Here is a 22,203-nt window from a genome sequence, read left to right on the forward strand (position 1 = left end):
GCAGGGGACAAAAGGGAAGCAGTGGTAATAAAACTACCTCTGATCTGTTACCTTCAGAAAGTGCTTTATAATAGATTACTTGAGCCAAGTTTTGTCAAAAAAGACGGCTAACCAGTCTATAGATAAGGAATCCCAGAGCTTTTTTATCCGGGCAGAATCCAGGTATTTATTAGAGATTATTGCTGGTTTCTCTGGTTTTCTTCTGATTCAAATTCTTAAAACTCCATATTTTCTTCGTATTTTTCAAAGAGGGCTTAAACATAGAACTTTAGCACATTAGCACAGCGTTGTGTCTAAAACTCGCAAAATAAGAAACTATGGCAAAAGCAGGTATTCCATTTCCATTCATCTTTAATAACTTAGATGAAATCCGGGTAAATTGACAACGCAGGTTCTAAAACAAAAATTTAAAACAAGTTTTAAAATAAGTTTCTTCAGTGGCAAGGGGAGGAATATGGTTGCTGAAATTCAAATATATCGGGTATTATTAATATAATCTAAATAATTCGTTATAGGGCGTTCTTACAAATTGAGATCAAATAGACCGCAGGTGTATGGAATGAACAATGTAAAGATTGGAAGCGTTAATATTGAATGGTTGGGCCACTCTGGATTTTTGTTTGAGGGGGATGGAAAGAAGATTTATATTGATCCTTACGACCTCAGCGAAGAGCCGGCTTTCGAAGATAAAGCCGATATCCTGCTGATCACCCATGAGCACTTTGACCACTGCAGTCCTGAGGATATCCGAAAAGTCCGGCGGTCGGACTCAACCACACTGATCCCTGAAAACTTATCCCTGCAATTCAAGGGGGATGCAAGGCGGATTACTGAGGGAGATGTGCTGGCCGACGGGCTTGAAATCAAGGGAACCCGAATTGAAGTAGTTCCTGCTTATAACCTCGATAAACCCTATCACCCCCGTGGATTGGGAGTGGGGTATATAGTAGAACTTGGAGGAATTCGGATTTATCATGCAGGAGACTGCGATTTTTTTCCTGAGATGAAGAATATCAGGACTGATGTCGCCCTTTTGCCTATAGGAGGCACTTATACAATGGACGAAGAAGAAGCAGCAAGTGCAGCTGCAGCCATTTCCCCAAAATACGTAATTCCGATGCACTACGGAAAACCAGATGTAACAGACGGGGACCCCGAAAAGTTTAAAGCTCTTGTACACGGCAAGAACCCTGATATCAATGTGATTATTCTTGATTCCTGATTTTAAGTTATAAAGAAACTTAAAAATCGAGATTTGGGACGAAAACACAGGATCGGTCTACTCATGTCCAGAATAGCAAGAAAACAGCAGAAAAATTTGATTCAGGTAATCACAATCCAGCGCATGTGGCGGCTTTTTGAGCTTGCAAAAAGCGAGCATGCAGAGCATCCTGACCGCAGCGAGCGTTATGTGCAGCTTATCAGGAACATCTCTATGAGAAACCGAATGAGTATCCCAAGAGAGATAAAAAGCAGAATCTGCAAACACTGCTATGCTTTTCTCGTACCCGGAAAAAATGCCCTTTATAGGCTAAAAGAAGGATATATCGTTGTTTCTTGTCAGCATTGCGGAAAAGAAATGAGATATCCTTACAAAAAACTAAAATAAAATCTAGCTGAGCTTATAGCAGCTGCCTGAAGCATATAAGAAGAGATTCCCAGATATCCGAGGCTTTTTATATCTCTTGGGATTTCTCAAATCCTCTTTTTCTCGATTAATGTTTTTCTATTAAGAAGCAATATTGACTTTAAGATTTGGCAGGACTTTCCGGGCCTCGCATCTTCTTTATCGCTAAAGCTATCTGTTTTGCAATAACGGATTTCGGACCGTTATCATCCACGAGCACTCTGCCGCTTACTTCCCACCAAGACTTGGGATAGGCTTTTTCAGGCTCTACTTCGGGATTCAGGCCAAGTTGTCGGGCTGCTTCTTTTATCTCATTAAGTTGCGGCTCTTTTATCGCATTTTTACGGGAGATGATTCTGCCGCTGCTCCTTGACTTTGTCTGGTCGAGATATACCGGCCATATTACAAGTTTTCCCCTATCTCTCATCATCATGTTATCTTTGTCCTAAATTGCTGTCATGCGATTTAAAACTGCCCCGGAAACCTCCTACAGGCCAGAACTCTTTTCCTGTTTATGAGAATTTAATTATTATGAATTTGAAACCTGTAATTATTTATCTTCCCCGGGCAAGTTCTGCATGGTGTTAATATGATTCCGTCGTTTACAATTGATGAAAAGGTAAGAGCTTATATAAGAAAGAGCGGGAAGGATTTCAGGCTTTGCACATCACCTGAGGGCCCTGTGCTTCTTCCACTCGGTACAGCCGAGCCCAAACCATCAGACCTTAAAATCCTGATCGGTAGCAACGTTCTTTATGTTTCAAAGCTTCAGGCAAAATACATAAAGAAAATTGAATGGCCGATGATAGAAAGATTCCTGAATCAAAAAAGTTAACTGTAGACAAACTCAAAATCTCAGAACGTGAAACTTGGCAATATAATTAAGGTAGAAAAGTCAGGTCAAAAGCGATAGGTTCAGTCCCGTTTCAAGCTCTAAGGATTGATTAGCATAAGATTATGCATCTTTGATACATTCCAGTAAAGTGAGTGGCTTGTAATTACTAGGTTGCGTGGCCGTAAATGCCCAAGCAATGATAATTTCGCCTGAGGATCAAGCACAGGGCTTTTAAGTTTTTGTTCAAAGCGCCTTTAATCTGTTCTAATGGACGCTACTCAAAAGTTACAATTTTTTTAAAGATGGTTTAATCATTTTACAACGTCATAAGGTTGCCTTAGCGTTTAAAGCTTCGAATGTAAGGCTGGAACCTAAAACTGCTACCTTCATGAGCAAATAACCGAGCCATTTTTAAGGCATTTTAAAGCGCTTTCAAAGTTAGTTTAAAACGCCCTAAACTGTTCTAAAGACTCAATGGTGAGACTGAAAACAGGCCAAATTTTTTAATATTGGTTCTATATCTCCCAGTCCTCAACTCTTCTTCTGCACTTGTTATCAGAGAAATAATTCACGCAAGTTTCCAAGATATGGAGACACTGCACATAAATTAGAAACATTTATCGGTACAAATCACATTCAAAGGAAATACCGATTTTAGTATCCCAATCAAGAAGATGAAGAAGATATTAACCTCAAAGGGTAAAAATATATGAATAATAACCAGACTCCGGAGCAGAAGGCTAGAAATGATATCGATAGAAAATTAAATGCTTCTGGCTGGATAGTGCAGGAAAAGAACAAAATCGTTTGGAGTGCTTCCAGGGGCATTGCAGTTAAGGAATATTTGACTGATGTGGGACCTGCTGACTATGTATTATTTGTTGATAAAAAGCCCGTTGGGATTATTGAAGCAAAAAAGGACGAGGAAGGTCACCGGTTAACCGTCGTTGAGGAACAATCATCCGGGTATGCTACAAGTAAGCTAAAATACCTTAACAACGACCCATTGCCTTTTGTGTACGAGAGTACCGGGGAACTTACACGCTTTACAGACTTCCGCGACCCAAAACCAAGGTCCAGACCTGTTTTTTCATTTTATAGGCCTGAAACTTTTGAGAAATACCTTAAAAAGAGTCCTTTGAGGGAAAGGCTGCTGGATATTCCTGAATTGAGAACAGATGGCCTTCGAGACTGCCAGATTACAGCAATTTCAAATCTTGAAAAATCCTTTAAGGACAACCGCCCAAGAGCTCTTATCCAGATGGCAACAGGTTCGGGAAAAACCTATACTGCCATAACTTTTATCTACCGGTTACTGAAGTTTGCGGATGCAAAAAAGGTGCTGTTTCTTGTTGATACCAAAAACCTTGGCGAACAGGCAGAGCAGGAATTCATGGCTTATGTGCCCAGTGACGATAATCGCAAATTCACTGAGCTGTACAATGTACAGCGCTTACGTTCCAGTTATATTTCATCGGACAGCCAAGTGTACATTTCCACAATCCAGCGACTTTACTCTATATTGAAGGGTGAGGAGCTGGACGAGAAAATCGAAGAAGAAAATCCCGCCGAGAAAGGCTGGCAGCCAAAGGAACCGGTTCCTGTAGCTTATAATAAGAAAGTTCCCATTGAAGAGTTTGATTTTGTAGTTATAGACGAGTGCCACCGCTCCATATATAATCTGTGGCAGCAAGTTCTGGATTACTTCGATGCTTTTTTGATAGGCCTGACAGCCACGCCGGACAAGCGCACTTTCGGCTTTTTTAATGAGAACGTAGTAAGTGAGTACAGCCATGAAGACGCAGTGGCAGATGGCGTGAATGTAGGTTATGATGTTTACACTATCGAGACTGAAATCAGTAAAAATGGGGCAAAAATAAATGCGCGGGAGTTTGTGGACAAAAGGGAGAAACTTACCCGCAAAAAGCGCTGGGAACAGCTGGACGAAGATTTCACATACACTTCCAAAAATCTGGACAGAGACGTAGTCAATCTCAACCAGATACGACGTGTGATACGAACATTCAAGGAAAAGTTACTGGATATATTTCCTGGCAGAAAAGAAGTCCCTAAAACCCTGATTTTTGCTAAGAACGACAGCCATGCCGACGATATTATCAATATAGTGCGGGAAGAGTTTGCAGAAGGTAATGCCTTTTGCAAAAAAGTGACCTACAAAGCCGAAGAAGACCCTAAATCGGTGTTGGGAGATTTCCGCAATCTTTACTATCCCAGAATAGCAGTCACAGTGGACATGATTGCCACGGGCACGGATATCAAGCCGCTGGAATGCCTGCTCTTTATGAGGGATGTAAAAAGCAAGAATTATTTTGAGCAGATGAAGGGTCGAGGTACACGAACCCTGGGTTTTGATGACCTGCAAAAAGTGACACCTTCTGCGATTTCTGCCAAGACGCATTTTGTAATTGTGGACGCCGTTGGCGTTACAAAAACCATGAAAACCGACAGCCGGCCTCTGGAACGCAAGAAAAGTACGGCATTGAAAGACCTGCTTGCAGCAGTAACTTTTGGGGCTCAGGATGAAGACCTTTATGTTTCTCTGGCTAATCGGCTTGCAAGACTGGACAGGCAGATAAATGAGGCCGAAAGAGCTACTTTTGTGGAGAAAGCGAACGGAAAAACAATCAATCAGACCATTAAAGATCTGTTAAATGCGTATAATCCTGATATTATCGATCTCAAAGCTTCTGAGATTAAACAAAGCCAGCCGGAGATTTCAGACGCCGATGCAAAGAAAAAGGCACAGGAAAACCTGATTGATATTGCCAGATCAACATTTTCCGGCGAGCTTAACGAATACATCGAAAATGTCCGAAGAGTCCATGAGCAGATTATTGATACCGTGAACACCGACACAATTCTCAGAGCCGAATGGGACAAAGACGCTGTGGTAAGGGCAGATGAGCTGGTCAATGATTTTAAGGCGTATATGGAAGCTAATAAAGACGAGCTTACAGCCCTGAGAATTTTCTACAACCAGCCCTACAGGCGCAGGGAAGTTACTTTTGCGATGTTAAAAGAAGTGATGGAAAAATTGAGGCTGGAGAAGCCCCAATTCGCTCCTTTGAGAGTCTGGCAGGCTTACGAGCAGCTGGAAAAGGTGAACGGTAATTCCCCGAAAAACGAACTGACGGCGTTGGTTTCCCTGATCCGCAGGATAACCGAGATCGACCCTGTGCTGACGGCATACGATCAGACCGTGAATCGGAACTTTCAGGACTGGGTGTTTAAAAAGCAAGCCGGAACCCTGAAATTTAATGAAGACCAGATGAACTGGCTCCGTATGATAAAAGATTATGTTGCAACCAGCTTCCATCTGGAAATCGACGACCTTGATTACACTCCCTTTGATGCTCTTGGCGGGCGCGGAAGAATGTACCAGCTTTTCGGGGATGAGATGAATATGGTTATCAGTGAATTGAATGAGGCTCTGGCGGCGTGAGTTCGGAGAAAAGTTCAGAGAATAATTGGGTGGAAGTGAAGGTTAAGAGATAATTGTGGTGAAAACTGTGGTGAAAGGTTCGGAGAAAAGTTCGGAGAAAATAATCCGGCTCTGAGCAGTACATTAACAAATCAAAAGAGGCTTTGATTGATTAAGATGAAAACGATTAAATCACTAACTGAAGCCGAAATAGCAGAATTACCCAAGCTGCCAGATGAATGGAAATGGGCAAGAATAGGCGAAATTCACATTTTAAAATCGGATAAGTATAAGGGATCTGGAGAGTCTTTATTTTACGTTGGTTTAGAGCACATAAATAAAGATAAAGGAACTTTGACAGAAGATGTTAAGGTTGATGAGATTAATACTGTAAAAAATAGTTTTAAGAAGGGGGATCTTCTTTACGGAAAACTTAGACCTTATTTGAATAAGGTGTATTTAGCTAATGAAGATGGAGTATGTTCTACAGATATCCTTGTTTTTGAATCAACTCCTTCTTTAAATCTCAATTACTCAAAATACTTTTTTTTGTCATATAAGTTTGTCAATGATATGACCCAGAACTCAAGTGGTGTAAATTTACCAAGGGTCTCAACGAAATATCTGCAAGAGTATCCATTTCCCATAGCTCCTCTCCCCGAACAACGCGCCATAGTCACCAAAATCGATCTTCTCTTCAGCGAACTGGATAACGGAATTGCTAACCTTAAACTGGCACAGGAACAGCTCAAAGTTTATCGGCAGGCGGTGCTGAAGAAAGCTTTTGAAGGAGAGCTCACTAAAAAATGGCGGGAGCAGCAGACAGATTTGCCGGATGAAGGCGATTTGCTGGAACAAATCAGGAAAGAAAGAGAAGAAGCTGCAAAATCTGCCGGTAAGAACGTGAAGAATATTAAGCCTCCTACTGAAATGGAATTGGCAAAGTTGCCAATTATGCCAAAAGAATGGATGTGGGTAAAGTTGGATTACCTTGGCGATTTGGGTAGAGGAAAATCAAAACATAGACCAAGAAATGACAAAATACTTTTTGGAGGGAAATATCCTTTTATTCAAACCGGTGAGGTAAAAGCAGCCAATCATACCATCAAATCTTTTGAAAAAACATATTCCGATTTTGGTTTAGCTCAAAGCAAGTTATGGCCAAAAGGAACATTATGCATTACAATCGCTGCAAATATTGCCGAAACTGCCTTTCTTGGCTTTGAGGGATGCTTTCCTGACAGCATAGTTGGTTTTACAGCTATAGAAAATTTAGTTGTTAAAGAATATGTATACTATTTTTTTATGGGAAATCAATCAAAAATAGAAGCATTCGCACCTGCGACTGCCCAAAAAAATATAAATTTAAACATTCTTGAAAATCTTTTAATTCCCTTCTGTTCTCTTCCCGAACAACAAACCATCGTTCAGGAAATCGAAACCCGCCTTTCAGTCTGCGATAAGATAGAGCAGGATATTGAAACGAATCTGGAAAAAGCCGAAGCTCTGCGGCAGAGTATTTTGAAAAAAGCGTTTGAGGGGAAGTTGCTTAATGAAAAAGAGCTGGCAGAGGTTCGAGGGGCAGAGGATTGGGAGCCAGCTGAGGTTTTATTAGAGAGAATAAAGGCTGAAAGGGCAAAAACGGAAAGAAGTGATAAAACTTGATCTCTGAGCAATTAAAAAATATAATTAGAGATGGTGAGGGGTTAACTGTAGAATTCAAAGAGTGCAGAACTCAGATAAACCGTGATGTATATGAGACAGTCTGTGCTTTTTTGAACCGCAATGGAGGGCATATAGTTCTTGGAGTCAATGACAAGGGGAATATTACAGGAATTGATAAAGATGCTCTGCCGCAAATTAAAAAAGACCTGGTTACTGCACTGAACAACCCTCAGAAAATCAATCCACCTTTGTATATATCGCCAGAAACATTGGAACTCGAAGGAAAAACCCTCCTCTATCTTGGCATTCCTGAAAGTTCACAGGTTCACCGCTGTAATGGAAAGATATTTGACCGAAACGAAGATGGAGATCTTGATATAACCAACCATCCTGATGCTGTGGCTCATCTCTATATTCGTAAACAAAGCTCTTTTTCTGAGAATCGTATCTATCCTTATGTCAAACTTGAAGATCTCAGGAGTGACCTTCTCCAGAGAGTACGGAAAATGGTTCGTGCTGAGAACCCTGATCACCCCTGGGGAACCTTGACTGATGAGGAGCTTTTAAGCAGCGCCAAGTTATATCAGCGTGATTATCAGACCGGCAAAGAAGGTTACACTCTTGCTGCTATTCTTTTATTAGGCAAGGATGAAGTTATCCAGAGCGTACTTCCCCATTTCAAGACTGATGCCATCCTTCGTAGAGTAAACCTTGACCGTTACGACGACAGGGACGACATACGTACTAACCTTATCGAAAGCTATGACAGGCTAATGGCTTTTGTTGCAAAGCATCTACCTGATCCTTTCTATCTGGAGAAGGATCATAGAATCAGTCTAAGAGACCTGATTTTCAGAGAAGTAGTTACAAATATGCTCGTCCACAGGGAATACATAGATCATTTTCCTGCAAAATTCGTAATTGGAATTGATCAGGTTGTTGCAGAGAATGCAAACCGTCCTCATGGATATGGCATAATAATTCCTTCTAATTTTACACCATATCCTAAAAATCCGGTAATTGCCAGCTTTTTCAAAGAGATTGGAAGAGCAGATGAGTTAGGTTCCGGTGTCAGAAATCTCTACAAGTACACAAAGATTTATTCCGGTAGGGCTGACCCTCAACTTATTGAAGAAGATATTTTTAGGATCTATATTCCTGTTCCCCAGGAACTTATCGTTCAAGCTGCTATTCAACTAACCGCGCAAGTTACCATGCAAGATACCGCGCAAGTAACCACGCAAGTCGATAAACGGGATATTATAATCGAATTTTGCAAAGAGCCTAAAACAACTAGTGAAATTATGGAATACTTGCAATTAACACATCGAGAACATTTCCGAAAAGACATATTAAAACCACTTTTGGAGAGCGGTATTCTACATATGATCATTCCTGAAAAACCGACAAGCCCTAAACAAAAATATTATTCTAACCCCAAGGATTCAAACCATGTCTGAAAACACCTCATCCATCGTTTCCAAAGTCTGGAGCTTCTGCAACGTCCTGCGTGACGGGGGCGTGAGCTACGGAGATTATCTGGAACAGTTGACTTATCTCATATTTCTGAAAATGGCTGAAGAGTTCAGTAAGCCTCCGTACAACAGAAATATCGGCATCCCTGAGGAATATACCTGGGACAAATTGAAACAGCAGCGCGGAGCCGAACTTGATACTCGCTACAGGGAACTGCTGGAAGAGCTTGGTCAAAAACCGGGGATGCTCGGGCAGATTTTCCTCAAAGCCCAGAACAAAGTCAGCGATCCTGCAATGCTCTATAAGATCATTGATATGATCGACAAAGAAAGCTGGGTCATGATGGGTGTGGATACAAAAGGAGAGATCTACGAAGGGCTCTTGCAGAAGAATGCCGAAGATACAAAAAGCGGAGCCGGTCAGTATTTCACCCCAAGGCCGCTAATTAAAGTCATGGTTCAGTGCCTCCAGCCCGAGCCCATGAAAACAATCGGAGACCCTTGCTGCGGCACAGGCGGGTTCTTTTTAGCAGCCTATGACTTCCTTACGTCACACTGCCGGCTGGACCAGGAGCAGAGCCGTTTCCTGAAAAACAAAACCTTTGGCGGGAACGAAATCGTTGCCGGAACCCGGCGGCTTGCCCTGATGAATATGTTTCTGCACAACATCGGAGAAATCGACGGTGAGCCCATGATCTCAAATTCCGATGCTCTCATAGCCGATCCGGGTTACCGCTATGATTACATCCTCACCAACCCGCCTTTTGGAAAAAAGAGCAGTATGACCTTCACAAACGAAGAAGGGGAGCAGGAAAAAGAAGAACTCACTTACAACCGCCAGGACTTCTGGACGACCACAAGTAACAAGCAGCTAAACTTTTTGCAGCACATCCATACAATCCTCAAAACAGGCGGTCAGGCAGCAGTGGTACTTCCGGACAACGTCCTCTTTGAAGGCGGAGCAGGAGAGACAATCCGCAAAAAACTCCTTGAAACCACCGACCTTCACACAATCCTGCGCCTGCCGACAGGCATTTTCTACGCAAACGGCGTAAAGGCAAACGTGCTTTTCTTTGAAGCAAAACCCGCAGCTAAAGAACCCTGGACAAAAGAAGTATGGATCTATGATTACCGCACAAATGTGCATCATACATTGAAAAAGAATCCTATGAAATATTCAGATATGGGAGACTTCATCAAATGCTACAACCCCGAAAATCGCCACAGCCGTAAAGAAACCTGGAGCGAAGAATCTCCAGAAGGCAGGTTCCGGAAATTTAACTATGATGAAATTGTAGAAAGGGATAAAATAAATCTGGATATCTTTTGGCTCAAAGATAAGAGCCTAGCTGATCTGGACAACCTTCCTGACCCTGATATTCTTGCAAATGAAATAATAGAGAATATGGAAGCTTCCTTAGCGAGCTTTAAGGAGATTATGGCTACTATTAATGGTGAAAGTGAAGAGAATTAAAAATAAATTCCTGGCTCTGTAGAAAACCTATCTAAATCAGCTACAATAGGCTGAAAATAAGGAAGTAAAAACAGGTCAAGCTATTCAATTCAAATTAATGAAAATTCTTTATTTCAGAGGATTTCTACAGAGCCAAATTCCTGAATTCTTCCGGAGAGCTCAATATCTGAAGTTTGTCACCTAGAACTTACTCTTTTTATTTGAGAAATTGAGCTTTTAGTCATATTTCTTAGAGATGTCTATCCGTGTTGTTTATTAAGAAGAGGAATCATAAGATAATGTCGACCTGTTCCAGCCCCTGTATAGGCTTTACCTCAAGAGAGAGTAAACTACCGCAAGTTGAAAAGAGATTTCTTCAAGCTCGAGGGAGAATTTGTCTGTGAAAATGAGAACGAAAATTGTGTTTATGCTCCTTGCCCTGCTGGTGGTCCTCGTATCGGGCTGTATGGATCAAAAAAAAGAAATTGTCGTAGATAAGCCTGGCAATATTTCTAATTATGAATTCGACATTTTTCTGAACGAATCAAGCAATCAAACGCTTGCAAATACCACCACATATTATTTGCTGGAAAATGACAAAAAAGTACAGGTTGTCAACATCGTAGTAAATACTAGCAAGCTTGAGATCTATCCTCCCGACATCCTGGGTGGCGGTTCAGAGGAGAGTCCTATTCAAAATTTTGTATTGCTTGTGAACCCGGCAAACGAGACTACACCGAGCCCACAAACTTTTGAGGAGCTTTCGAGAAGAAATGAAACTTCGGCTATTAATTATACCCTAAATCAGGAAGTGATCCAGGGTGTGAAAGTTATAAACCTGGAGTTCAAGGAGCCTGTTACGGGTTTTGTTGCATATACTCTCCAGAGTTCGGGAGATCAGAGTTTTACATTTATTAAACCTGATTCCGAATACATCCGTGTAGTACTTCCAGAAGGATATGTTACTGGCAGCAGGGTATTTGGGATAGCAAGGCCTGAGCCTTCTAGTATAACCTATGACGAAAAAGGAAGGCAAACTCTCCTGTGGATCTCCTCGAAGCTGGGAAATCGGGAAGAAGCTATTCAGGTTAAATATTATACCCAGTCAGCGCCCCTGCTATTCTCAGCCGTAGTTATAGCCTTGCTCTGCGGAGTTGGCCTTGTACTTTTACATTATGCCAAAAGCAGAAAGGAACTTGAGGCTGTTAAAGGAATTCTTGACCTCGAAAAAGAATATGAGAAGAAACAGCGGAAAAGAAAATGACCTTCTGAGGATATTTTCCTCCAGATTTTATTCCGCATAACAACTCTTTTTAGAAGTCGATAAATTATTTATGACAGTTTAGGTATATTTCCTTATTGATGAAAGCCTGGGGAAAAATCCAAGCTAAACATTTCTTTTCATTTAGATTGACATCAGAAGCCGTAACTCCGATAATAGGTTCCCTTCTTATGTTGCTTATTCTGGTCGTACTCGCAAGTATTATTGCTATCAGTTTTTCTAATATTGCCGAAGAAGGCAAAAGTTCTCAACCGCTGATGGCAAAAATTTCACTTGAATCATGCGAGGGAGGACTTTATGGAGTTGGGCCGACAGCTGATAGAGCTAGGTGTGAAGAAAACAGGATTGTCCTTATTCATGAGGGAGGAGATTCTCTTCCATTAGACTCTATCTCGATAAGGATTTCCGGATATGGAAATTCCTACAGGCCTGTTTTTGGCCAGGGTTCTCTTACTGGAAATCTCTCAGTCTTTTATCTGGATTTAACCCGAGGAGGAAAAAATTCCACATGCTATGTTGTTAACAACAAAGCCACTATTGAAGAGGGCTCATGGGATGTTGGGGAAAGGCTTGTTCTCTGCGGGCAGGATAGTGCAGTAGGGGCCACTAAATCCAGCGTAAAAGTTAGTGTGGATGGAGACTATAATACCTCTGACAACTACGGCTTCAAGGTGGGTTCTGAAGTTACCCTTAAGGTTATTGACACCAAAAGAAGCAATGTCATTGCTGAACAAAGAGTTATTGTAAAACATGCAGAAGGATGAAAAAAGAAAGGACAAACTCCGTTTTCTTTTTATGATTAAATTTAAGCTTTTTTCTGTAAATTTTGTTCCATTATCCTTACTTTTTGCCTTTATTGGATTTGACAAGTAAAATTACAGTCCAGCTCTTTCAATCAGTAGATCTGCCACATGTTTTGAATCTTTGAACGGGAAATCCTTTTCAGTAATCAGGCTTTCCGCCTCTCTTGCAGTAACTTCAACGTCACCTATTATGCACGTGGTGTCTAGCCCCTCAGGTAGGGCAGCAATCAATTCATCCATCGTGTTTATGGGAAATTTTGCATCTTTAAGTATTGCTATTATCTGCTCGTAAACCTCTTCCTTTACGCTCATCCTTTACCTCCCATTTCTGTCTTTTTATTTCGTGCCTCAGAGAGCCTGTAAATATTGATTCCTGCCTATAGTCCTGTTTCCATTTTATTTCTACATTCCTGTCAGGCTTATATTTCCCCGCAGATTAAATAATATTATTTATAGTTATAGGCGACCGTTTCCGAAATGAGATATTCTTTTCCTGAAGTTCCATGATATATTTCAGGTAGAGATCCTTGATATTTTTGAATTTAGCAGCCCTGAAATATTCAAGTATTTTTTCAGGAAGGACTCCAGTCGGTAGGGAAGTTCGCGATCGATACTTCACGAGGAGCGCCCTTTCTGAGATTAATTATTTAGATCGATCAAAAACGAGACTGTTCCGCCTAGGCCGAAGCGCAGGACAGAAGAAGCCTGAAGATTCCAAGTAGGCTTTCTCAGGATAAAAATATGTTCGTATTTCTTATGGGGGACTGCCAGTTATAATTAAAAGTTTTGAGATTGCTCCATTTTTGAAGGAAAAGTCCTTTTCATCGACAATTTTATAAAATACCTGTTTATATATTTTGAGTGCAATAGTTCTGTTCAGTATTTACAGATATGTTGAACGTAACATATCTGGAAGCTGTAGAGTTCTGGCTGGTGTTTTTTTTCTGTGTCCGGCCAATTACGAGGAATTCTATCACTTATATAGAAGGTTTACCCCTGTTTCAGGTTATAAATCAATAAACTCCTGTAAAAAAAGTTACTTATAAATACAGTGTATCCTTCTGCGTTATGTTGGAATTTACATAATTAGGACTTATGCACTTGAGATACAAAAATCAAATACAATAAATGTCGCAGTTCAATAAGCATTTTAGACAGTCAAAAATCTAGTGCTATTGATTTTACATTTCAACCGCGTAAATCCTAAGAATATAGTTCCTCCAAATAACCCGGCTGTATTACATTAATCCTATCTGTACTCGATACCTTTAGCGTTATGTTTATTTAAACATAACGGTGAACCCCACGGTGGTGTACACATTGCGTAAAAATTCAGAAGAAGAAAAATCTCAGATGGAGACAATTTTGAAGCAGGTAAAGGACCCTGAGCTACTATCGCAGATTGAAAAAGTTGTCCCCTTTCACGGCTTCCTTACCTCCGGGGCATTAATCGGCATTCAGATGCTCAATATTGCCAGGAGGGAGCTTGATGCCCAGGACGGGGAACGCATATTTGTGACCTGCGAAACGAAAAGCTGCATGCCTGACCCATTCCAGATCCTTGCCGGAGCTACTATCGGAAACAACGGGTTAAAGATCATGAATTGGGGAAAGATGGCGGTCACGGTAAACAAGCAGGCGCCTGAAGGCGCTTCCAGCATAAAAGGGATCCGAATACTTCTCGACTCAGAGAAGACAAAGGACTATCCCAAACTCCACGCCTGGTTCCTTAATACTGAAAAATTTTCTCACCTGGAGATTGTACCCATCCTTCTGGCTGCAGGAGAAAAGGTGTATTCCTGGAAATTTGTGGACTTAGAAGTTCCGGTTAGAAATAAAAAGCGGATACAGTGCTGTAAAAAATGTGGTGAAATGTTCATTCAGCATGATGATGAACTACTGTGCGGTGGATGCACAGAATAACGTTGAGAGGTAAGCAAAATGGAAGATAATATGCGATTGTCTGTCTTTGCCGAAAAAAAAGACAAGCAGCTGATTTATTCCCCCGAAAAATGCATCGGCTGCGGGACCTGTGTTCAGGCATGCCCTAAAGGTAACCTTGCTGTGGGAGCCGTGGGAGCTATAACAAGAGGCTTGTTGGACGCTGATTTTCTGGAAATAAAAGACAGTGAAGCCTGCCTTGTCTGTGGAATTTGTGCAAAAGTTTGCCCCACAGGTGCTCTTGAAATGAAGCAGGAAGGAAAAACCCTCACTGACATGTCCTATCTTTTCAGGGCCATGAAGCCAACGTCAGTAAATGAAAGCTGTGTCCACTGTGGGCTTTGTGAGGATATCTGCCCGCAAGGCTGTATTGAGGTTACTCGTGAAATTTCAACGGACGGAAAACTGAAACTTGTCGGAAAGACTAATATTGATACCGAGTGCTGTGTGCACTGCGGCTGGTGTGCAGCCCTCTGTCCAACGCAGGCAATTTCCGTGGAAAAACCCTTTGAAGGACGCTGGACCAGGGATGAGGATGTCTGCCAGACCTGTCATACCTGTATTGATGTCTGTCCCGCAAATGCCATTTTTAACAAAAGAGCTAAGCCCGGAGAAAGAGTCGAGAAGATAACTCACCGCCCGGATGCCTGCATTTACTGTGGGGCCTGTGCGGTTGCCTGCCCTGTTGATGCTATTGATGTCAGAAAAACTGCAATTCTCCCGGATGTGGAGAAAAAGGGTTTGCTTGAGAAAAAGCTGCTTGAAGCCTCCGCTCCGGAAGCTCTGCTCCGCACTCGCCTGGAAACCGATGAAGATGCATGTCTGGGCTGTGGAAACTGTGTGATTGTCTGTCCGGTGAATGCCCTTTCTGACCGCGAACTTGCTGCAGGGCACCTGAACAACATGGACGAGAAAGCTCTTCTTGGAGTTAAAAACGGGAGAATTACAGTCATAGACCAGGAACGCTGTGGCGGAGACGGTACGTGCGCCCTTATCTGCCCTGTTGATGCGATCCGTCTTGTAAAAAAAGAGGTGGAATAAATGGCAGGAACAATTGCAATCAAGAACGGATACGTCTTTGATCCCCTCAATGAAGTAAATGGGGAAATAATGGATGTCTTTATCAAAGACGGAAAAGTTGTAAGAGAGCTTTCTGCAGCCGAATTGAAAAACGCAAAGGTTATTGATGCCTCCGGTATGACAGTAATGCCCGGAGGAGTAGACTCTCACTCTCACGTTGCAGGTGCAAAGGTTAACGCCGGCAGGTCGATGCGTCCAGAAGACCATTATAAGGCAACTCTCCAGAAGACTGAACTTACTCATTCCGGCTCAGGTTACACTGTCCCTTCGGTATACAAACAGGGATACGATTACGCAGCAATGGGTTACACAACTGTTTTTGAAGCTGCAATTCCCCCTCTTGAAGCTCGCCATACCCATGAAGAGATGCGTGCTACTCCGCTTCTTGATATGGGAGGGTACCTGATACTTGGAAACAACTTCTTTTTGATGCGCTATCTCCGGGATGGAGACATAGAAAAGGCTGCTGCTTATGTAGCCTGGATGATGAAAACTCACAAGTCCTATGGAATTAAGTGTGTCAACCCTGCAGGCGTAGAAAACTGGGGCTGGGGTAAAAACGTACACTCTCTTGATGAAGCCAACATCCATTTCGAGATTACCCCACGGGAGACTATAAAAGGGCTTAGTGAGATCAATGAACTTCTCGGTATGCCTGTACCTCTTCACCTGCATGCAAATAACCTGGGACATCCTGGCTGCTTTACAATTACTGAAGACTCCCTCAAAATCCTCGACGGCGTAAAGCCCAGGCAGAACATGGATGTAGAATGGGCTGAAACCAAAATGGATTCTACAAGGGACTGTTCCGTATACCTCGCCCACATGATGTTCAACAGCTTTGCAGGCACTACCTGGGGAGACTGTGAATCTGGAGTAAAAGATATTGCAGCCTACATCAACAACAAAGACCATGTAGTAATCGACAGTGGCTGCACGCCCTTCGGAGAAGCCACAGTTATGACAGGAGATGGACCTGCCATTCAGGATATGTACAAGCTTACAGGAAACAAGTGGTCAAATACTGACGTTGAGATGGAAGGTGGGTCAGGTGTCATTCCCTTCACTTACCTCAAATCCAACCCGGTACACAGCCTGCAGTGGGCAATGGGCCTTGAATGCCTCCTGCTGATCAATGACCCCTGGAAGACAATTATGACCACGGACAGCCCCAATGGTGGGCCATTTACGAAATATCCTGAGGTTATGACCTGGATCATGTCCGAGGCTTTCAGAAAGCAGACCTTCAGTGAGTGTCACAAGTGGGCAAACGACAGGAGTGAACTCGGAGGTATAAACCGGGAACTTTCCCTATATGATCTTGCAATTCTGACTAGAGCTAACCCTGCCCGGACAATAGGCATGGCGCACAGGAAAGGTTCTCTTGGCGTGGGCGCTGATGGAGACGTTACTGTTTACAATATAAACCCACAGCAGCTTGATCCAAACAACTACGAGGCTCTCCTCCAGGCCTTCAGGAAGGCAGAATATACCGTTAAGGACGGCGAAATCGTGTCTGTTAAAGGGGAAATTGTTTCCTTGCCTGAGAAGCGGACTTACTATTCTGAAGTGCACGTAGAAAACGAGCGGGAAAAGGAGATGCTGGTTGACGTGAAAGAGTGGTTCAGGTATTACACCCTGGGCTTTGCCAACTATCCGACTCCAGAGAAGTATCTGGCAAACCCGACTCCCATAAAGGTTAACGGTGAGAGGTGAAGCAATGACAGAGGGAGTACTTATTAATAAAAATGAAATTGAGAGTAAACTCGAGGTAGTTATAAAGCCTGGCTCATTTACCGGCGAAAGTGCTGGAGAAATGGCAGAAGTGGTGCTTATTCCTAAAAAAGAGATTGACATCAAAGTGGAAGCTGACGTTATAACTCCTGATGCTTTTGCAGGCAAAAAAGCCGAAGAAATCGGAAACCTGGAAGTCTGGCAGGGACCAAAGACCTATCCTCTCTCCGAGTTTTTTGAAGTAATAGGCAACGGAGGCAGTTCTGCAGCTGAGACCCTGATCCGCATAAAAGGTGACGCAATGCGGATTAAAAGGATTGGGGAAGGCATGAGTGCAGGAAAAATCGAGATTGAAGGTTCTGCTGGCATGCACGTAGGCACCGAGATGAAAGGAGGCGAGATTGTCGTTTGCGGAGATGCTGATTCCTGGGCAGGCATGGAAATGACAGGCGGACTTCTGCACATTAAAGGCAATGCCGGAGACCATGTGGGCTGTGCTTACAGAGGAAAATGGCACGGCATGAAAGGCGGACGCATTGTCATCGAAGGCTCAGCACGCCACCAGCTCGGAGGCGGCATGGACGGCGGCGAAATCATAGTAGAAGGCAATGTTGAAAGCTTCTGCGGAATCCGCCAGAACGGTGGGCTCATCTTCGTAAAAGGAGGAGCTCTTCGTGCAGTAGGCGCTGAAATGGCAGGAGGTACCATAGTCATAGGAGGCAAAATCGAGCGCTTCTCTCCAGGTTTTGAATTTGCTTCTATGGAAAATAGTGTCAAATGTGGTGAGGTTGAGCTGATAGGCGACTTCAAGAAATTCACAGGGGATTATGCGATCAGCAAGCGGGCAAAAGGAGCGCTTTACGTGGTTGCAGATGCAAACCCGGAACTCTGAGGTGAGAAGCATGGAAGTAATACTCATTACAGGAAGTACGATTAATGAAGGCAGGCTTGCCAAAGGCGGGGATAAGTTCACGGACGATTACATCACGGAGTGTGCATCATGCTGGATTTCTCCTGTAGATTTTGCAGCACTCTGTTGCCCTGAGAAAGTAAAAGTAACAAGCCGGAACGGAAAACATTCGATTGCAGTTTATACGAAATGTACGGATTCAGTCCAGCCAGGGCAAGTGTTCATGCCAAGGGCCATCTGGTCGAATGTTATCATTGATCCTGATACCCTTTCTACGGGCTCTCCCCTCTATAAGGGCGCCCCGGTAACGATTGAGCCTACTGAAGAAGAGGTTCTTAGCGCCGAAGATGTGGTGTTGAAAGTATATATCGGAGGGCAGTAAGCATGATTTACAAAAACATAGTCTGTCCGGTCTGTGGGGCGTCCTGTGATGACATCCAGGTTGAATTCGGAGACGGGAAGATTGAAGCAAAAAATGCATGTAAGATGGGAAACGCCAAATTTAAGGAAGTTGTAAGTTCCCACAGGCTCAGGCAGCCTCTCATAAAGAGCGAAGGAAAACTGACCCCCGCAGCCTGGGATGAAGCTCTTGAAAGAGCTGCCGATATCCTTGTTTCGGCAAAGCGTCCCCTGCTTTTCATGGGCAGTGAAACCTCCTGTGAAGCACATGAAATAGGGCTTAAGATAGGGGAATACCTTGGTGCAATTGTTGACTCCAATGCTACTATCTGCCACGGGCCAACAGCTATGGGAATCCAGGAATCCGGAAAAGTCGGTGCAACGGAAGGGCAGAAGAAAAACAGGGCTGACCTTTTAGTCTACTGGGGAACCAATCCTCTTGAATCCATGCCGAGACAGATGTCAAGATATGCAGTTTTCCCAAGAGGTTACTGGACAAAGCGCGGGCGTTTCGACAGGACAGTTATCACTGTAGACCCAAGAAAAACTCCAACAGCTGAAGCTTCCGACCTGCATGTGCAGCTCAAACCCGGCTCGGACTACGAACTGATCAGTGCACTTATGACCCTGCTTCACGGAAAAACTCCCCATCCATCGGTAGAAGAGATCACAGGAGTTCCCATTCCTGTTATGGAAGAGATGCTCGATATGATGAAGAACTGCACTTTCGGAGCCGTGTCAGTGGGTCTCGGGCTTTCGTCTTCAATCGGAAAACACAGGAATGCCGAAATTGCCATGAATTTTGTAAAGGAACTTAATAACTTTGCTAAGTTCACCCTTGGAGCTCTTCGAGGTCACTGCAATGTAGCAGGTTTTAACCAGGTAGCCTCTTACATGTACGGCTACCCCTTCGGGCTTGATTTCACTCGCGGACTCCCGCGCTACAACCCAGGAGAATTTACAACCGTGGATGTACTTCGAGAAAAAGACGTGGATGCAGCCCTCGTGATGTGTGCTGACCTTGTGTGTCATATCCCTGCAGACTGTGCTTCCTATCTTGCCGAAATCCCCATGGTTTGTCTGGATATCGCTCCATGCCCAAGCACAGCTGCTTCGGATGTTGTACTTCCGGGAGTCATTGACGCCATGGAATGTGATGGAACTTTCTACAGGCTTGATGACGTAGCAGTTCACTTCGAACCTTTTACGACTTCGCCTTTCGAATTTACGAAGAGCAATGAAGACACCTTGAAGCAGCTCTTTGAGAAGATAAAAGCGAGGAAGTAAATTTTGTACTGCCCTCCATCTCTAATCACAGGAGAAAACGAAGAAATAACTTAAGTAGGAGGCAAATGCCCTCCTACTTTCCTGACTATAATTTAAAGAACTTTTAGAATTTTCTGATCTTTTTTAAAGTATTAATTTTGAGACTTTCAGATCCATACTTATATTTTTCAGAGAATTATTTTCAGCGTTCTTAAATAAATTTATTTAAGTTTATATATAAATAACTTAATTATATTGATTAAATAATTATATTAATTAAAGTTTAACTTGATAATTTGTGTACGAAGTTTTTATTTTAATATAAATTTATATTAAAATAGCACAAGTTTTCACTGTTTTTTCATGTATGAGGATATCAAACTTTATTCTTAATAATAATTATGAAGTTTTCAAATTATAGTAGCTGTCTAATTTCTATACAGCTATCATCTTTACTCACTTGTTTGCTCAGTATTGTATACGAAGATTTGAACTTTAATCTAATGTCATATTGACTAATAGACAGTTATTTTGCGAGATCCCGGAAAAATAGTAGGAGATTATTAAAAACTCCATTAGTAGTGGATATTTTCTAAAACCAGGCTAGACCACACCTATTGTTACTTTTTATAGGTTCCTAATTTATAATTCTACATATATTATATTTCCTCAATAATAATGTTTTATTGGTACAATTTGGAATCATTTTCACTGGTATGTAAAATCAGCATCTGATATGAAGACTATGTTTACCAATAAATAAATTCATGCAAAAATAAAGTTGGATGGCTCATGGTAAAACGATACTCTCAGAGTGAACCTCTACCAGTGGAAAGTGGGTTGAGAACAAGGGCTTTAAAGTTGTATCAAATCGAATAAAAATAGGAAGTGTAGACAAATGTGGAAATCAACAATAAAAAAGAGACTGGCTATTTTGTTAGCAGTCCTTTTTGTAGTATCATTGACAGCTGCAGCGGTAAACGCAGAAGCAAATGCTGCTGCTTCTTGTAGTATTACATCTAAGATTGCTAAGACTTCTGGGTGTACTTACACAATAAAATGTTCTTCTGCAGGTAGTGAGGGAGACGAATATTTATGGACTTTTGGAGATGGTAAGTCGTCTACAAGTGAAAATCCAAGTCATATATACACAAACTGTAAGCTACATAAAGTCCAATTAACAGTAACTGATAACACGGATGACAGTGAAGACACATTTAAACTAAATATATAAGTAGTCGAAATATAGTACACTTGGTTAAAGGTTAAGGATTTATTTTCTGCTCCTTATGCTTATTTTTAGATACAGTTCCCTCATTTATTATTCAATCTTTCCCTTGATTTTTATTTAAAGGAAAAAATAAGTGTTTGATGCCGGTGATGAGGACTGTGGAGATTGATTGAAGAAAAACTTTTGACGGTACACGATCAGCAATATGAAATCCGAAGATGAGTAGTGTGACTTCATTATTTGTCTGATTGGGAAAATTAAGGTAGTGATTTAGCTATTATAATCCTTTTTTAAGACTTTTATCTTGAGGTTTTTCATCCTTTAGTCTGCTCTATTATTGCATGATACTTGTACTCATAATACATTGATTTTACAAAAGTAGTTTCAAAGCTATATTTATCAGCTACTTTTTTAATTGCGTTTGGGTTGTGGGCAAACCCGAGAATGTCTCTTGGGCGGTTATTCAAGCTTGCCGCTAATACAACCTTAAACTCAAAACCGATTTTGCGTAAAATATTCCAGAAGCTTGCATCCTGTGAGAACAGTCCTATTTTCCACAATGGGTATAATCTGGGATCCAGTATGTCGAACAGCACTATTTTACCCCCTTTATTAAGACAACTTGATGCATTAAAGATAAAGTTATCAATTTCTTGCAATGTCAAATACTGAATCACCCCAGCTGCGGTTATTCGATCAAAGGAGCATTCAAGTTTATTCCAGACAGTTTTGTCATCAGCCTGGATTAACGATATATTCCTACATTTTCTTTCCCTGATTCTTTTGCTTGCTTCGTCAAGCATGGATGCTGAGAAATCAACTCCTATCATCTTTTCATATTCCGGCGCGTAGTAAACTAGGAGTTCGCCTGCACCGCATCCAAAGTCAAGCAGGGTTTTGCCCCCATCCAGATGAAACAGTTTTTCTCTTGCTTCCATAGATAGAAATTCTTCAGCCGAAGATCTGTGGCCACCGTCTCTCCTACCTGCGAAAAACTCTATCCAGAAATCCTTTTGTTTGGACAAGTTTTTTTCATTCTCCCCAAACATACATTTTGTAC

General features: G+C 42.1%; 19 protein-coding genes. 16 read left to right on the forward strand and 3 right to left on the reverse strand.

Annotated features, from left to right (window positions below):
• Window positions 1-559: 559 nt before the first annotated feature.
• Together BP861_RS14905 and BP861_RS14910 are read left to right on the forward strand one after the other, a co-directional pair.
• A complete protein-coding gene (locus tag BP861_RS14905; protein WP_292376805.1) occupies window positions 560-1,222 on the forward strand; it encodes an MBL fold metallo-hydrolase in 663 nt (220 codons plus the stop codon).
• A 63-nt stretch (window positions 1,223-1,285) separates the two neighbouring features.
• Window positions 1,286-1,609: a ribonuclease P protein component 4 gene (locus tag BP861_RS14910; RefSeq protein WP_292377005.1), complete on the forward strand. Its 324-nt coding sequence runs from the start codon at window positions 1,286-1,288 to the stop codon at window positions 1,607-1,609.
• Window positions 1,610-1,748: 139 nt separating this feature from the next.
• Here BP861_RS14910 and BP861_RS14915 read toward each other — a convergent pair whose 3' ends face one another.
• Complete coding sequence (locus BP861_RS14915; RefSeq protein ID WP_292377007.1) at window positions 1,749-2,054, reverse strand: signal recognition particle protein Srp19; 306 nt, start codon at window positions 2,052-2,054, stop codon at window positions 1,749-1,751.
• Between the two features lie 162 nt (window positions 2,055-2,216).
• Between BP861_RS14915 and BP861_RS14920 the strand changes: the two genes are divergently transcribed.
• The 7 genes from BP861_RS14920 to BP861_RS14950 all read left to right on the forward strand — a co-directional run bounded on the left by BP861_RS14920 (window position 2,217) and on the right by BP861_RS14950 (window position 12,543).
• Window positions 2,217-2,462 (forward strand): hypothetical protein, encoded by a 246-nt coding sequence (locus BP861_RS14920; RefSeq protein WP_292376806.1) that lies wholly within the window; start codon window positions 2,217-2,219, stop codon window positions 2,460-2,462.
• A 709-nt stretch (window positions 2,463-3,171) separates the two neighbouring features.
• Window positions 3,172-5,925, forward strand: a complete 2,754-nt coding sequence (locus tag BP861_RS14925; RefSeq protein ID WP_292376807.1) for a DEAD/DEAH box helicase family protein — start codon at window positions 3,172-3,174, stop codon at window positions 5,923-5,925.
• A 156-nt stretch (window positions 5,926-6,081) separates the two neighbouring features.
• Window positions 6,082-7,569: a restriction endonuclease subunit S gene (locus tag BP861_RS14930; protein ID WP_292377009.1), complete on the forward strand. Its 1,488-nt coding sequence runs from the start codon at window positions 6,082-6,084 to the stop codon at window positions 7,567-7,569.
• Window positions 7,566-9,029: an RNA-binding domain-containing protein gene (locus BP861_RS14935; protein WP_292376808.1), complete on the forward strand. Its 1,464-nt coding sequence runs from the start codon at window positions 7,566-7,568 to the stop codon at window positions 9,027-9,029. Before BP861_RS14930 ends, BP861_RS14935 begins: the two co-directional genes overlap by 4 nt.
• Window positions 9,022-10,518, forward strand: a complete 1,497-nt coding sequence (locus BP861_RS14940) for an HsdM family class I SAM-dependent methyltransferase (protein WP_292376809.1) — start codon at window positions 9,022-9,024, stop codon at window positions 10,516-10,518. The genes BP861_RS14935 and BP861_RS14940 overlap by 8 nt, the downstream gene beginning before the upstream one ends.
• Before the next feature lie 385 nt (window positions 10,519-10,903).
• The gene (locus BP861_RS14945; protein ID WP_292377011.1) at window positions 10,904-11,761 is read left to right on the forward strand and encodes a DUF5803 family protein; all 858 of its coding nucleotides are present in this window, start codon (window positions 10,904-10,906) and stop codon (window positions 11,759-11,761) included.
• A 146-nt stretch (window positions 11,762-11,907) separates the two neighbouring features.
• The gene (locus BP861_RS14950; RefSeq protein WP_292376810.1) at window positions 11,908-12,543 is read left to right on the forward strand and encodes a type IV pilin; all 636 of its coding nucleotides are present in this window, start codon (window positions 11,908-11,910) and stop codon (window positions 12,541-12,543) included.
• A gap of 111 nt (window positions 12,544-12,654) precedes the next feature.
• Here BP861_RS14950 and BP861_RS14955 read toward each other — a convergent pair whose 3' ends face one another.
• Window positions 12,655-12,894: an MTH865 family protein gene (locus BP861_RS14955; RefSeq protein ID WP_292376811.1), complete on the reverse strand. Its 240-nt coding sequence runs from the start codon at window positions 12,892-12,894 to the stop codon at window positions 12,655-12,657.
• A gap of 999 nt (window positions 12,895-13,893) precedes the next feature.
• Between BP861_RS14955 and BP861_RS14960 the strand changes: the two genes are divergently transcribed.
• The 7 genes from BP861_RS14960 to BP861_RS14990 all read left to right on the forward strand — a co-directional run bounded on the left by BP861_RS14960 (window position 13,894) and on the right by BP861_RS14990 (window position 21,146).
• On the forward strand, window positions 13,894-14,505 hold the full coding sequence (locus BP861_RS14960) for an FmdE family protein (RefSeq protein WP_292377013.1): 612 nt from the start codon (window positions 13,894-13,896) through the stop codon (window positions 14,503-14,505).
• An 18-nt stretch (window positions 14,506-14,523) separates the two neighbouring features.
• Window positions 14,524-15,564 (forward strand): 4Fe-4S dicluster domain-containing protein, encoded by a 1,041-nt coding sequence (locus tag BP861_RS14965; protein ID WP_292376812.1) that lies wholly within the window; start codon window positions 14,524-14,526, stop codon window positions 15,562-15,564.
• A complete protein-coding gene (locus BP861_RS14970) occupies window positions 15,565-17,319 on the forward strand; it encodes a formylmethanofuran dehydrogenase subunit A (RefSeq protein WP_292376813.1) in 1,755 nt (584 codons plus the stop codon).
• Window positions 17,320-17,323: 4 nt separating this feature from the next.
• The gene (locus BP861_RS14975; RefSeq protein ID WP_349681032.1) at window positions 17,324-18,229 is read left to right on the forward strand and encodes a formylmethanofuran dehydrogenase subunit C; all 906 of its coding nucleotides are present in this window, start codon (window positions 17,324-17,326) and stop codon (window positions 18,227-18,229) included.
• 10 nt (window positions 18,230-18,239) lie between these two features.
• Window positions 18,240-18,629, forward strand: coding sequence for a molybdopterin dinucleotide binding domain-containing protein (locus BP861_RS14980; RefSeq protein WP_292376814.1), 390 nt, complete (start codon window positions 18,240-18,242; stop codon window positions 18,627-18,629).
• 2 nt (window positions 18,630-18,631) lie between these two features.
• Window positions 18,632-19,933, forward strand: coding sequence for a formylmethanofuran dehydrogenase subunit B (locus BP861_RS14985; RefSeq protein ID WP_292376815.1), 1,302 nt, complete (start codon window positions 18,632-18,634; stop codon window positions 19,931-19,933).
• 877 nt (window positions 19,934-20,810) lie between these two features.
• Window positions 20,811-21,146, forward strand: a complete 336-nt coding sequence (locus tag BP861_RS14990; RefSeq protein WP_292376816.1) for a PKD domain-containing protein — start codon at window positions 20,811-20,813, stop codon at window positions 21,144-21,146.
• Window positions 21,147-21,457: 311 nt separating this feature from the next.
• On the opposite strand, the gene BP861_RS14995 is transcribed toward BP861_RS14990, so the two are convergent.
• Entirely contained in the window at window positions 21,458-22,192 is a 735-nt protein-coding gene (locus BP861_RS14995; RefSeq protein WP_292376817.1) for a class I SAM-dependent methyltransferase, read from the reverse strand.
• Between the last annotated feature and the right edge of the window lie 11 nt (window positions 22,193-22,203).

The sequence above is a fragment of the Methanosarcina sp. UBA411 genome, from assembly GCF_002495725.1.
Classification (GTDB): Archaea; Halobacteriota; Methanosarcinia; order Methanosarcinales; family Methanosarcinaceae; genus Methanosarcina.